The 13,671-nt window shown below is 61.8% G+C and carries 12 protein-coding genes and 2 pseudogenes; 10 read left to right on the forward strand and 4 right to left on the reverse strand.

The annotated features are described in order from the left end of the window. Nucleotides 1-85 precede the first annotated feature (85 nt). Nucleotides 86-265, forward strand: a pseudogene (locus AWC25_RS27345) (hypothetical protein); the annotation flags it as partial. Here the strand turns inward: AWC25_RS27345 and AWC25_RS27130 are convergent. The 3 genes from AWC25_RS27130 to AWC25_RS10030 all read right to left on the reverse strand — a co-directional run bounded on the left by AWC25_RS27130 (nucleotide 213) and on the right by AWC25_RS10030 (nucleotide 2,937). Continuing rightward, a complete protein-coding gene (locus AWC25_RS27130; protein ID WP_244899490.1) occupies nucleotides 213-479 on the reverse strand; it encodes a salicylate esterase in 267 nt (88 codons plus the stop codon). The pseudogene AWC25_RS27345 and the gene AWC25_RS27130 sit on opposite strands and share 53 nt — an antisense overlap. Nucleotides 480-538: 59 nt before the next feature. Next, nucleotides 539-883: an alpha/beta fold hydrolase gene (locus AWC25_RS27135; RefSeq protein ID WP_211281036.1), complete on the reverse strand. Its 345-nt coding sequence runs from the start codon at nucleotides 881-883 to the stop codon at nucleotides 539-541. Between the two features lie 245 nt (nucleotides 884-1,128). Further along, complete coding sequence (locus tag AWC25_RS10030) at nucleotides 1,129-2,937, reverse strand: sigma-54-dependent Fis family transcriptional regulator (RefSeq protein WP_276048920.1); 1,809 nt, start codon at nucleotides 2,935-2,937, stop codon at nucleotides 1,129-1,131. A gap of 370 nt (nucleotides 2,938-3,307) precedes the next feature. On the opposite strand from AWC25_RS10030, the gene AWC25_RS10035 reads away from it, so the two are divergent. The 9 genes from AWC25_RS10035 to AWC25_RS10075 all read left to right on the forward strand — a co-directional run bounded on the left by AWC25_RS10035 (nucleotide 3,308) and on the right by AWC25_RS10075 (nucleotide 13,351). Then, entirely contained in the window at nucleotides 3,308-4,939 is a 1,632-nt protein-coding gene (locus AWC25_RS10035; RefSeq protein WP_085166723.1) for an aromatic/alkene/methane monooxygenase hydroxylase/oxygenase subunit alpha, read from the forward strand. A 100-nt stretch (nucleotides 4,940-5,039) separates the two neighbouring features. Next, a complete protein-coding gene (locus AWC25_RS10040) occupies nucleotides 5,040-6,083 on the forward strand; it encodes a 2Fe-2S iron-sulfur cluster-binding protein (protein ID WP_085166724.1) in 1,044 nt (347 codons plus the stop codon). 42 nt (nucleotides 6,084-6,125) lie between these two features. Then, entirely contained in the window at nucleotides 6,126-7,226 is a 1,101-nt protein-coding gene (locus AWC25_RS10045; RefSeq protein WP_085166725.1) for an aromatic/alkene monooxygenase hydroxylase subunit beta, read from the forward strand. Between the two features lie 20 nt (nucleotides 7,227-7,246). Next, the gene (gene mimD / locus AWC25_RS10050; RefSeq protein WP_085166726.1) at nucleotides 7,247-7,594 is read left to right on the forward strand and encodes a propane 2-monooxygenase effector subunit MimD; all 348 of its coding nucleotides are present in this window, start codon (nucleotides 7,247-7,249) and stop codon (nucleotides 7,592-7,594) included. A 129-nt stretch (nucleotides 7,595-7,723) separates the two neighbouring features. Beyond that, complete coding sequence (locus AWC25_RS10055) at nucleotides 7,724-8,749, forward strand: NAD(P)-dependent alcohol dehydrogenase (protein ID WP_085166727.1); 1,026 nt, start codon at nucleotides 7,724-7,726, stop codon at nucleotides 8,747-8,749. 27 nt (nucleotides 8,750-8,776) lie between these two features. Then, complete coding sequence (groL, locus tag AWC25_RS10060) at nucleotides 8,777-10,429, forward strand: chaperonin GroEL (protein WP_085166728.1); 1,653 nt, start codon at nucleotides 8,777-8,779, stop codon at nucleotides 10,427-10,429. Between the two features lie 227 nt (nucleotides 10,430-10,656). Next, the gene (locus AWC25_RS10065) at nucleotides 10,657-11,193 is read left to right on the forward strand and encodes a YbhB/YbcL family Raf kinase inhibitor-like protein (RefSeq protein WP_085166731.1); all 537 of its coding nucleotides are present in this window, start codon (nucleotides 10,657-10,659) and stop codon (nucleotides 11,191-11,193) included. Between the two features lie 43 nt (nucleotides 11,194-11,236). Further along, on the forward strand, nucleotides 11,237-11,698 hold the full coding sequence (locus AWC25_RS10070; protein ID WP_085166729.1) for a hypothetical protein: 462 nt from the start codon (nucleotides 11,237-11,239) through the stop codon (nucleotides 11,696-11,698). A gap of 78 nt (nucleotides 11,699-11,776) precedes the next feature. Next, on the forward strand, nucleotides 11,777-13,351 hold the full coding sequence (locus AWC25_RS10075; RefSeq protein WP_244899489.1) for a GMC family oxidoreductase: 1,575 nt from the start codon (nucleotides 11,777-11,779) through the stop codon (nucleotides 13,349-13,351). Nucleotides 13,352-13,478: 127 nt separating this feature from the next. On the opposite strand, the pseudogene AWC25_RS27350 reads toward AWC25_RS10075, so the two are convergent. Continuing rightward, nucleotides 13,479-13,671, reverse strand: a pseudogene (locus AWC25_RS27350) (hypothetical protein); the annotation flags it as partial.

Below are 13,671 nucleotides of genomic sequence, written 5' to 3' on the forward strand. Positions count from 1 at the left end.
CGAATACGAAGCAATCATGACCACACCGGCCAGCCAGGCCGCGTGAAGAAACTGTCACCTATCCGTGCAGCAGTCCCGTTACCGGTACCGGGAGGTCGCGGACATCATGGAAATCCCGATCGGGACAGTAATGTCGCGGTTGCACAGCGCACGAGGCAAGCTGCGAAAATCGCTTGGCGAGCTGGCCCCCAACCCGCTTCCATCGCGTGCGGCTAGTCCCGGCCGGCCTCAACTAGCTTGTCTGCCAACCCATATGGATTTGTGAACAGCAACTCATGACCACCAGGAATCTGCAAGAAGCGGTACAAACCGAGACGCGAAGTCATCATCGGATGCAAAGGAAGCGCGACGTCTTCACTGCCGAGGATATAGCTGCGAAGAATCTCAAGTGCGTAAAACTTCTTCAGATCGAGTGCCTCTGTGATCGGCTGATACGGTTCGGGCGAAAGCCGGTCATAACTTGTGCGCGCAAGTTCCAATCGGCATCATTCATGAATGCCTCGCGCCACACGGTAAAGGGTAGCGTGATCGTGTTGTCTTACGATTCGGTGGCGAGACGGTCGAAAGCCATCCGGAGATGAAGAGGAATAGCCTCGCTGACGCTCTGGCGGTCGTTGAGCACAAACCCACTCACGAACACCAGCCGCCTGATCCGGGCCGATAGGACCTCTGCCGCCTTGCAGATAACCGTTCCCCCGTAGCTATGCCCAACGAGGACGATCTCGGTCAAATCACTGGCTTCGATGAACTCGACGACGGACTTGGTTGACTCGGCATGGGTGATCGCCTTTCCAACGCCCTTGCCGTGGCCGGCGACGGTGCGCAAAAGCCCGGTGCCCCAGCGATTCCAAGCGCTCGACGACCTGATCCCAACAAGATCCATCGTGCCAGGACCCGTGCACCAACACGAAAGTTAACATGACGCGATAGACGCCTATGGCGGGCACATTTATTCGCCAGAAGCAGTCCGCGGCTGCAGCTCGTGCACAATCATCGTGGGACGCGTGAGAAGGTGGCCGAACGCGAACGGTTTCTACAACCATCGGGCGGGCAGCTAGAACGTCCTGATCTGATGGCATCCCATCGCCAGCCTTGGTGTGCGCTGGGCGGCGCCCCGGCCGCGCCGTGCTAGGCGATTCCGAATTCTTTGATCTTGCGGTAGATGGTGGCGCGCGACATCCCTAGTGATTGGGCGGCATCAGCTTTGCTTCCGTTGTTGTCCAACAGGCTACGCACGATGGCGTCTCGCTCCAAAGATTCCAGGTGGGTGAGTTTGCGGCGAGCCAGCGACCGGCACTCCGCGGGCAATTTGTCCACGCCGATGACGCCGAATCGCTGCACCGCCAGGGTTGCCGCCAACACCTTGCGTAGCTGCGCGACGTTACCTGGCCAGGGCAGCTTGGCGAGCTGGCGCATGGCCTCGGAAGCGAGGCTCACATTCGCGCCCCGCGTCAACTCCCGCAGCAGTTGCGGCACAAGGTCTTCGAGGTCCTCGGTGCGGTGCCGCAGGGCGGGCACGGTGACGGTGTGGAGGAAGAAGGGCAACACCAACATGTCCACCAGCGGGGGCCGCGTTCCGCTGGAAATCGTTGCAGCAATCCAACCGTGGCCGGCGCGCGTTTGCAGGACTACGCCCAGGCTTTCGAGCGTCTCGTCGGGCAATTCGTCCAGGTTGGCAAGGACGACGGCGAAGTCCTCGCCAATCGCTGTTTCGGCGTCTACCTCGGCGATAAAGTCGTCGGCCTTGTCGAAGTCGGAGTGCCGCAGCACACGTATGGTGCGTTCGGGCGTGATGTGCTGTGCCACCGCCTGAGCCAAAGTAGAGCGCCCGGATCCACTCTCACCCTCGATGACCACCCAATCGCGTTCCCGGTAGCAGCGCTCCACCTGCTGGCAGCTGCGCCGCCACGCGCTGCTGCGACCTGCTAGACGCGGAATCGACTGAATCGCTCTGCGTTGGACCGCGGTGGCTTTGGCGGCCGGCTGCATTTGCACATGAAACACGGCGTTGCGTTCGTGACCGCGTACCGGGATGCATTCGGCGACCGAGATTCTCATCGTCGTACCGCTGGGAAGCGTCGCGACCGTGGTCGTCGTGGTTGCCGCCCCGGCGAGCTCGTTCGCGTGATCCAACAAAGCCGTCTGGTCGGCGGCATCGAGCATCTGCCGCAGATACGAATTCATCAGCACGATGTCGCCGCCAATGGCTAGCACGCCACCGGGGTACCGGCGGCTTTGCCGGTGGTACGCCTCGAGGAGCGCCGTCTCACTTTCGCTGGCCAGGGCGCCGATTCTGTCTTCGATCTGGTGGCTGGCGGTCTTTGCGAGCACAACGAGAAGCGGGTCGGAACGGCTCGCCCAGCAGGTGAGATCCAGGGCTCCGAGCACCCTGCCGGTGATCGGATCGCGGATCGGCGAGCCCGCGCATGCGAGGTGGCTCAACGCGCCGATGTAGTGTTCGCTGCCTCGGATAAATGCTGGCGCGCCGATGGTCAACGCGGTACCGATTCCATTGGTGCCCGTGAACTCCTCGGCGTAGCTGTAACCGGGCGCCAGTTGCACCTTGTCGAGCGCTGCTACCAGCTTGGTGTCGGCAGCCACCCGTTCGACGACCAGTCCGTCTGGCGACGTCAGGATGACGCTGATGTCCTGAGGCCCCAGGTCGTCGGCTAGCTCCTTCAGCACCGGACTTGCGGCGCGTATCAGAACTGTGTCGGTATCCGGGGGCCGGACGTAATCCAGGTAGACGCGGTCCGGATGGACATGCAGCATGCGTGACCGTTGCCAGGAACTTGCCACCCTTGGCGAAACAACGTCTACGCTCAGCTTCCCGGTAGTAAGGAACTGCTCTCTAGCGCGCTGCAATTCGGCGGCACAGTGTGCCTTCGACATAGTCAATAAGACCCTCAGCTCTGACGAAAGTGCATCCGACAGCATAGACCGATGACAACGTGATGCACGTCTCGATTTGAGACGTGTGTGATTCTCCCCGGATCGCCCGTGCCCGCGTGCCGGTGCGAATAGTGCCGCCATGCCGGGGCCAATTGCCGACCTGCCTTCGGTCAGGGCTTGGCAGATCTCGGCCGGCATTAGCTAGCAAATGTCACCAACCCGGCGCTGCCCGCCAATGCGCTTGACGACTGAGCGCCGCGAAGCATTTGCCGGAACCTTGGCCACCGCCTTTTCGATCGGTGCGGGATGTGGCCCGCGTCTCAGAGTGAGACGTCGGTGCGGTGCAGCCCGTGTTTGCATTTCTAGCACCGGTCTTTGCCCGGACCACCCAGGCATACACACAGGAAGGCGCACTATGAGTAGGCAGAGCCTGACGAAAGCTCACGCAAAGATCACTGAACTGTCATGGGACCCCACATTCGCCACTCCCGCGACGCGCTTCGGAACCGATTACACCTTCGACAAGGCCCCGAAAAAGGACCCACTCAAGCAAATCATGCGGTCCTATTTCCCGATGGAAGAAGAAAAGGACAACCGCGTCTTCGGTGCCATGGATGGTGCCATCCGCGGCAACATGTTCCGTCAAGTGCAGCAGCGCTGGATCGAATGGCAGAAGCTTTTTTTGGCCATCATTCCATTTCCTGAGATCTCGGCGGCGCGCGCGATGCCGATGGCAATCGGAGCCGTACCAAATCCAGAGATTCACAACGGGCTGGCGGTACAGATGATCGATGAGGTCCGCCACTCGACGATCCAGATGAACCTCAAGAAGCTCTACATGAATAACTACATCGACCCCGCGGGATTCGACATCACCGAAAAGGCGTTCGGTAACTGCTACGCCTCCACCATCGGGCGGCAATTCGGTGAGGGCTTCATCACCGGCGATGCCATTACCGCGGCGAACATCTACCTGACCGTGGTCGCTGAAACAGCATTCACCAACACACTTTTCGTCGCCATGCCGGACGAGGCGGCGGCCAACGGCGACTATCTGTTGCCGACGGTGTTCCATTCGGTCCAGTCCGACGAGTCGCGGCACATCTCCAATGGCTACTCGATCTTGCTGATGGCGTTGGCCGACGAACGCAACCGGCCGCTGCTGGAGCGCGATCTGCGCTACGCGTGGTGGAACAACCATTGTGTGGTCGACGCGGCGATCGGCACATTCATCGAGTACGGCACGAAGGACCGGCGCAAGGACCGCGAAAGTTACGCGGAGATGTGGCGGCGGTGGATCTACGACGACTACTACCGCAGCTACCTGCTTCCGCTGGAAAAGTACGGCCTCACCATCCCGCACGACCTTGTCGAGGAGGCGTGGCGGCGCATCGTGGACAAGAGCTACGTGCACGAAGTTGCCAGGTTCTTCGCCACCGGCTGGCCGGTGAACTACTGGCGTATAGACCCGATGACCGATGAGGACTTCGAGTGGTTCGAGGAAAAGTACCCGGGCTGGTACTCAAAGTTCGGCCGGTGGTGGGAAAACTACAACCGGCTGGCCTACCCCGGGCGCAACAAGCCGATCGCCTTCGAGAACGTCGACTACGTCTACCCGCACCGCTGCTGGACCTGCATGGTGCCCTGCCTGATCCACGGCGACATGGTCACGGACAAGGTCGACGGTCAGTGGCGCACCTACTGCTCGGAAACCTGTCACTGGACCGACACGGTCGCGTTCCGCGGCGAGTACGAGGGTCGGCCGACTCCGAATATGGGCCGGCTCACGGGATTCCGCGAATGGGAGACGCTGCACCACGGCGGCGACCTCGCCGATATCCTCTGCAACCTGGGATATGTGCGAGACGACGGCAAGACGCTCATTCCTCAGCCGCACCTGCACCTCGACGATCCGTCGAAAATGTGGACGCTCGACGACATCCGCGGCAACACGTTCAACAGCCCCAACGTGTTGCTCAACGAGATGAGCGATGAAGAGCGCCAAGCGCATGTGGCGGACTACTGCGCCGGCGTCGGCCACCACTGATTCCAATTTCGTCGGTACCGGTTGACTGCGGTCCCTTTCCTTACCTCGGGTGCCGCAGCCGACCGGTACCCCCGTACATACCGACTGTGTAGGTGAATTCGTGAGCGACATCCACCGCGTGAACTTCGAGCCCGTCGACATCCACATGGAAGTGGCCGAGGACGAGAACATCCTCGACGCCGCCTTCCGCCAAGGAATCCATCTGATGCATGGGTGTCGGGAAGGCCGGTGCTCGGCGTGCAAGTCCTATCTGCTCGACGGCGACGTTCAGATGACCAACTACTCGACTTTCGCTTGCAACGACTCCGAAGTCGAAGAGGGCTATGTGCTGCTTTGCAGGACTCATGCGTTCAGTGACTGCACGATCGAGCTGTTGAACTTCGATGCGGATGAGTTGCTCAACGGTGTGCCCATCCAGCGGGTCCGCACCCGGGTAACCGCGTTGGAGGCGATGACCCGCGACATCGTCTCGTTGCGGCTCGAGGCAGTCGAGCCCGGCGCCTTCGAGTTCAAACCGGGCCAATACGCCGACCTCTACATCCCCGACACTGACGAACACCGCTCCTTCTCCATGGCCAGCACGCAAACGCGGCCCGGCCACATCGAGTTCCTGATCAAGAAATACCCCGGCGGCAAATTCTCCGGTCTACTCGAAGACGGGATCAGGGTCGGCGACGAACTGACGTTGGCCGGGCCGTACGGCACCTCCACCCTCAAGGAGGGTCATGTACTGCCTGTGGTGTGCGTCGCTGGCGGTGCCGGGATGGCGCCGATCCTGTCGATCTTGCGACACCTGAGCGAGACGGCCAGCAAGCGCCCGGTGCACTTCTACTACGGAGCGCGTACCCCTGCGGACCTTTTCTATCTCGCGGAAATTACCGAAATAGGCAGAACCCTAGAGGATTTCACGTTCACGGTCTGCCTCTCCGAATCGCGGGACGGCGTGTTACCCGACACGGTCACCGTGGCAGACGGCAACGTGACCGACGTGGTCGCCCGGAACGAGGACGAGATGACCAAAAGTGACGTGTACGTCTGCGGCCCCCCGCCCATGGTCGATGCGGCGCTGACACTGCTCGACAGCCTGGCTGTCCCCAAAAGCCAGATCTTCTACGACAAGTTCACCAGCCCGCTCTTCGAATAGCCCAAACCCGTTGCAGAGCACCAAAACCGAAAGGAACTACCGGTGACAACTTCCGAGAAACGACGCAGTTTCCCCAAAATCGAGCTCACCGACGCCGAGGCAGGCGCGCTAGAATTTCCCAGCTCCAAGAGCCGGCAGTTCAGCTATTTCAAGCCGGCGAAGCTCCGGGCAACCGTGTACGAAGACGTCACGGTGGACGTCCAGCCCGACCCGGAACGCTATCTGACCCAGGGCTGGATTTACGGCTTCGGCAACGGCCCCGGCGGCTATCCGCAGGAATGGACGGCCGCGAAGTCATCGAACTGGCACGCATTCCGCGATCCCAACGAGGAATGGGAACAGACGATCTACCGCAACAACTCCGCGGTGGTGCGCCAGACCAGCCTAAGCTTGCAGAACGCTAAGCGCGCGCGTGCCTACGAGGGCTTCAATTCCGCGTGGACGAAATTTTTGGCCCACAACGTCGGCGCCTGGATGCACGCCGAGAACGGTCTTGCGCTGCACGTCTTCACCGCTATTCAACGGTCAGCCCCCACCAACATGATCAACAACGCAGTCTCGGTGACGGCGGCCCACAAGCTGCGCTTCGCCCAAGACCTGGCGCTGTACAACCTGGACCTGTCGGAGGCGGTCGAGGGCTTCGACGGCCAAGCGCACAAAGCGGTGTGGCAGTCGGCCCCAGAGTGGCAACCCACTCGTGAGGTCGTCGAACGGCTGACCGCTGTACAGAATTGGTGCGAGCTGCTATTCGCGACCAATGTCGTCTTCGAGCAGTTGGTAGGGTGCCTGTTCCGCAGTGAGTTGGTAATGCAGATCGCGGCACGCAATGGTGACTACATCACGCCGACGATCGTCGGCACCGGCGAACACGACTACGACCGCGACCTGACATATACGCGGGAGCTCCTTCGACTTCTGGCCCGTGATGAAACGTTCGGTGATGCCAATAAGGCCCTTTTCGGTGGCTGGCTGGCGACGTGGACGCCACGTTGCCTCGACGCGGCTCACGCGCTGCAGCCGCTGTGGTCGCAACCCGCGGACAAGGGCCTCACTTTTGCATCGAGTCTCGGCGCGGCAGAAGGAAAATTCACATCCCTGCTCGAATCGATCGAGTTGGAAATCCCGAAGGAGCTGAAGAAGTGACGACCCAAACAAATGGGGCCATGCAGTTCGGATCCGCCGTCGAGCGATCCAACAAATGCGGTGTGACACTGATGAACACCCAGGTGGGCCGCGCGGTAGCCGATGTCATGGGCGGCAAGGCAGGGGTGACGCTGGTGGAATATCCGTCGATGATTCGAGTCGACGGCCAGAACCTGCTCGATTTCGACTACGCCGAGCTAACAGCAGCAATCGGTGAAGAATTCGACGGCTCAGTCTTCGAGGAGATCAGTTCCACCCACTACGGTCGCATGGTTCATCTCGACGATCGGACCTTGCTGTTCGCCAACCCGGAGGATGCCGCCGAGTACATCGGCTTCGACCTCATCGCCAAACCGACTGGCAACTAAAGACGAAAGTGCAGCCGAGCTGACGCCGGCTCTGTCGACGTCCATCCGATGGAAACCATTGGACGGCAACCGGTCCGCAGTTGCGGTGGTTACACCGACATCCACTTATAACAGAACAAGGAGCGCACATTGAAGGCTGTCCAAGTCACGGCATACCACACGAAGCTGCAGTTGACCGACGTTCCCGAGCCGACGGTCGAAACCCCGCTCGACGTCGTCGTCCGGATCGGCGGTGCCGGCGTATGCCGCACCGATCTCCATATCCTTGAAGGACAGTGGGAGGCCAAGTCCGGCGTCGAACTGCCGTACACGATCGGGCATGAGAACGCCGGATGGGTGCATGCCATCGGCGATGCGGTGACCAACGTCAAGGTGGGCGACAAGGTGATCTTGCACCCGCTGATCACCTGCGGACTGTGCCGGGCCTGCCGGTTCGGCGACGACATGCATTGCCACAACAGCAAATTCCCCGGCATCGACACCAACGGCGGCTATGCGGAGTACCTGCGTACCACAGCGCGCAGCGTCGTCAAGATCGATGACGGCCTGGAGCCAGCGGATGTTGCGGCCCTCGCCGACGCCGGGCTAACCGCATATCACGCCGCCGCCAAGGTGGCGCGGACCACTCGGCCTGGCGATGTCTGCGTCGTCATCGGCGCGGGTGGGCTCGGCCACATCGGAATTCAAGTGCTCACTGCGATTTCGGGCGTAACGGTGGTGGCCGTCGACCGCAATCCCGCTGCGGTCAAGCTTGCCGGGGCCGTTGGTGCGGACAACGCCATCGTCGCGGACGGTACACACGTGCAGCAGGTGCTTGATCTCACCGGCGGTCGCGGCGCCGAGGCAGTCCTCGACTTCGTCGGTGAGGGAGGGTCTACCCAGTGGGGCGTCGAAATGCTGGGGCGTGCCGGAAACTACTACGTCGTCGGCTATGGCGAGAACATCGACCTGCCTACCATCGACATCATCTCCGCTGAAATCAACGTCATCGGAAATCTGGTCGGCTCTTATAACGACCTGCAAGAACTGATGACCCTTGCGGCGACGGGCAAAGTCACGCTGCACACGAGTAAGTACCCGCTCGAGGACTTCCAGCAAGCGCTGGACGATCTCGACGCCGGCCTGGTGCGCGGCCGCGCGATACTCGTCCCCTGAAACGGGCTGACACACGAAAGGCAAATCATGGCAAAGGAATTACGGTACAGCACCGATGCACGCGCACGGCTGGAACAGGGTGTGAACGCGTTGGCCGACGCGGTCAAAGTGACACTGGGCCCCAAGGGCCGCAACGCGGTGCTGGAAAAGCTGACGGGCCCGCCCACCATCACCAACGACGGCGTCACGATTGCTCGTGAGATCCAATTGGCCGATCCGTTCGTCAACATGGGCGCTCAGCTGGTCAAGGAAGCCGCAATGAAGACCAACGGGCTGGTCGGAGATGGGACGACGACGTCTACCGTGCTGGCCCAGGCCATGGTCCGGGAAGGGTTGCGCGCGGTGGACGCCGGCGCCAATCCCATGCGGGTGCGCCGCGGGATCGAACATGCTGTGTCGGTGGTGATTTCGGCCCTGACCGCGGGTGCCGTGCCGGTCGCGGACCGCAATGCTCTCCTGCACATCGCGACCCTGGCCGGCGGCGACGACGAAGCCATCGGCGAGGCAATCGCCAACGCCGTCGAGCACGCCGGAGAAATCGGCGTCATCACCACCGAGGAGAGCGACGTGGTCGGGTTGGCCGTCGACGTCGTTGACGGCATCAAGTTCGAACACGGCTATATCTCGGCCTACATGGTGACCGACCCGGAACGCATGGAAGCTGTACTGGACAACCCGCTGGTCTTGTTGACCAACCGGAAAATCACCGCGGTGCAGGAGATCATGCGCGCGGTCGAAATCGCCAAACGCGCCGACCGACCGCTGGCGGTGCTCGCCGAGGACGTCGACGGGCCGGCGCTGCAATTGCTGGCCGGCGGCAACATGCACAACACCATGCGGTCGCTGGTGGTGCGCGCACCCGGTTTCGGTCATCGCCGTCTCGCCGAACTCGAGGACCTCGCCGTGGCTTTGGGCGGCCACGTGATCGCTAAGGACACCGGCATTGAATTCGCCGACCTGACAATCGATGATCTAGGCTCGTGCCACCGGATCACCGCCACCGAAGACGCGACGACGATCGTCGGGCCCCACGGTGAACAACGACTCGTCGATGCGCGCGTTTCCCAACTTGAAGTCCAGCGTGCGCGGGCACGTAACGACACCGACCGCGATAATGTCGATCTTCGGATCGCTCGCCTGACTGGTCGCGTGGCGGTGATTCGGGTCGGCGGGGCCACCAGCGTTGAGGTCAAGGAACGAATGCTGCGCGTCGAAGACGCGTTGGCGGCCAGCCGCGCCGCGAAGGAAGCCGGAGTCGTCGCGGGTGGCGGCACGGCACTGGCGCAGGCACATCGGGCGCTGGCCGATCTCGAGCTATCAGACGAGGACGTCAGGACGGGTGTTCTGGTGGTGCGCCGTGCCCTGGCCGAGCCGCTGCGCTGGATTGCCCACAATGCGGGCTACGAGGCAGACGACGTCGCAGAAATCGTCGAGGATCTGCCACTCGGACATGGCTTCAACGCGCTGACGGGCGAGTACGGCGACCTGTTCGATGAGGGAATCATCGATCCGCTCAAGGTGACGCGTGCTGCCCTGGAAAGCGCCGCGTCGATCGCCGCGCTGCTCATCACCACGGAAACAGCGATCGTCGAACAGGTTCTGGTCAACCCGGGAGCCATCATCGCGCCCGGCTTTGGTGACCTGGCCGAGGGTGTGGCTCGCCCGTCCAATATTTACTAGCGAACGATCAATGCCCACAACAGGTTTGATCGATCGGCCGATCGCGCGCCCCATTTCGGACACGGTGCCGGAGGCTGGTTTGGTGCGGACCTGCCGACCGGAACCATCGCGAGTCGCGCGAGGTCTCAGAGTGAGACGTGCGCGAAGCCGACCACATCGTTGAATTGCATTGTGCACCGTCCCTATCGGACCTCCCAGCTTCCCACAACATTCAAGGAACTAAAGTGATGGCTACCCGCCCCCCGCTGCCCTTCGAATTCCTACCTACCGTCCCGGCATTCACCGTCACCAGCACTGACATTGCCGACAATCAGGGGCTGCCGAAACGGCATGCCTCGGGGTTGTTGGGCGCCGGCGGCGAGGACCTCTCCCCCCAGCTGTCCTGGTCCGGATTTCCTCAAGACACCAAGAGTTTCGCCATCACTTGCTACGATCCGGACGCTCCGACCCAAAGTGGATTCTGGCACTGGGCCGTGGCCAATCTTCCCGCAGGAGTGACCGAACTGTCGACCGGTGCCGGCACTCCGGGAAGCCCCGATCTGCCAAATGACGCTCTTGCCCTTGCCAACGACGCCGGCATGCGCGGATATCTGGGAGCCGCTCCCCCAGCTGGGCACGGCCCGCACCGCTATATCTTCACCGTCCACGCCGTCGACACCCCGAATCTCGACCTGCCCGACGACGCAACTCCGGCGTATCTCGGTTTCAACCTCTTCAGTCACACGCTGGCGCGCGGAATCATCATTGCAACATTCGAGCAGTAGCGAGGCTGCGACTATCCCGGCGAACGACAGAAAGGAACTGACCGTGAGCGATCAAAGAGAGTTCTTGTTCCAGTCCTTGCTGCCCGCTGAGGCGGCCAACCTGGTCGCCGTAATGAGAAGCATTGTCCCCCACCATGATCCGCATCTCAGCGATGTGGTGTGGCAAACGGCCCTGGCTTACGACGCACGTTTGGCATCCGACAACAAGCTGCGAACCGAAATCCGCCTCCAGTTAAGGGAACTCGACAAGGCGGCCGTCGCAAAAGGAGCGGCTTCTTTCAGCGAAGCCATCCCCGAGCTGCGCAAAACGCTGCTGGAGTCGATACAGGACACGACACTCTTTCAGAATCTCGTATACGCGGTGGTCGTGGATTTCTATAACCGCCACAGCGTCTGGGAAACCATCGGGTTCCCGGGGTTAGCTCAACGAGACGGTCAGGGCTACATCAACCGGGGATTCGACGTCGTTGCTTGGAGCCCGTCCACAGTCCAAACAGAACGCTAAGACGAAACAGCGCAACAAAGAAGGTGAAAGATGGCTAGGTCAGCGGTCAAGGTGCCTTTGCACGAAGAGGCAGAGGTTGTGGTGATCGGAACCGGGGCGGGCGGCGGCAACGTCATCCGCGAGCTCTGCCTGTCGGGCGTTAGCGTCGTGGCCTTGGAAGCCGGACCGCGGTTGGATGCGGACCATGACTTCGAAGAGGACGAGGTCGCCATGTTCAACAAGCTGACCTGGCTCGATCCGGTCGGGGTCACCGGACCCGACGTGAGCGGAAGCGCGGCCTGGATCTGCAAAACAGTGGGAGGGTCCACCACTCACTGGGCGGGCGCCGCGCTGCGCGTGCAACCCCACGAGTTCAAGGCCAAGACCACCTATGGCGACGTCGAAGGCGCGGACTTAGCCGACTGGCCCGTCGACTATGAAACCCTGGTTCCTTACTACGAAAAGGCGGAGCGCCTGCTCGGTGTGAGCGGCCGTGTGATGCCCTTCGCCCCGGGAAACACGAACTTCTTGGCTCTCAAGCGCGGTGCCGATGCCCTCGGGCTCAATGCCCACCCCGGTTATATGGCGATCAACACCGAGGACTACGACGGTCGCGGCATGTGCACACAACGGGGCTATTGCTTCCAAGGCTGCCGCAACGAAGCCAAGTGGAGCAGCCTGTTCGAAGCCATCCCGAAGGCGGAGGCGACCGGTTGGCTCGATCTACGCCCCAACTGTCAAGCGCTATCGATCTCGACCGACAGCACGGGGCGGGCGACGGGCGTGGTCTACGCCGATCCCGATGGTCGCATCGTGGAGCAGAAGGCGCAGCGTGTGGTGGTCGCCGGCAACAGTATTCAAACCCCCCGTTTGCTGCTCAATTCAGCTACCTCACGCTTTCCGAATGGATTGGCCAACGGCAGCGGCGCCGTCGGGCGTTACTATATGCGCCACACCACGGCTTCCAGCTTTGCCAGGTTCCCCGATCCGATTCACGCCTACAAGGGCATCACCATGATGGGCATCGTCGATGGGTTTCACGACAGCCGGCCCGAGGAACGCGGATTCGTCGCCGGATTCCACCTCGAAACGATCATGCTCGGTCCGGCGTTCACCGCCGTCTTCGTCAGCCCAGGCCCCTTGACTTCGACACAGGGAAGCCGGGCGCTGTGGGGTGAGCCCCTGGCCGATTTGATGGAGTCGTACACCCACCTGGCCGCTCTGTGGATCGTCGGCGAGGACATGCCTCAGGCCAATAACCGAGTGACGGTCGATCCGAACCGCAAGGACCAGTTCGGCATGCCGGTGCCGGTCGTCGCCGTGACCGACCACCCCAACGACACGGCAATGCGCGAGTACGCCTGGGCGAAGGCGCGGGAGATCTACCAAGCCGCCGGAGCCACCAAGGTGTGGGACACGCCCCCCTATCCGGCCACACACAACTTGGGCACCTGCCGGATGGGCACCGACCCCGAGACGTCGGTGGTCAACCAATTCGGACAGGCACACGAGGTCCCTAATTTGTTCATTGCCGACGGCAGTGTCTTTCCCACCAGCGGAGCGGAGAACCCGACCCTGACGATCAGCGCGCTAGCCATCCGGCAGGCCGAATACATCATGTCACTGATGGCCGAGGAAGACCCGCAACCGGAGATGGTTACCGCCGCCAACTGACAAAGCTGGCGATCTCAGATCGGTCAGGTCTGACGAAACCTCAAGCGCCGGAAGCGAACCAGGTCGCGATCGAACTATTCGCTGAGGTATCGAGAGGGTCTGCTGCACGATCGGGTGACAGTTTCGGTTATGCGGCCTGGCTGACCGGTGTGGTCATCATGGCTTCGAATTCGATGGGGGTCGACCGGCCCAGGGCGAGCTGACGGCGACGCCGGTGATAGGTGCGTTCAATCCAGGTGATGAGGCTCTTCGCAGTTGAGGGTGTAGGGGTGGTCGGCGCGTCGTTACCGGGATAGGGGTCGAGGTCTCTCGAAGATGAA

The organism is Mycobacterium sherrisii (genome assembly GCF_002102355.1).
Taxonomy (GTDB): domain Bacteria; phylum Actinomycetota; class Actinomycetes; order Mycobacteriales; family Mycobacteriaceae; genus Mycobacterium; species Mycobacterium sherrisii.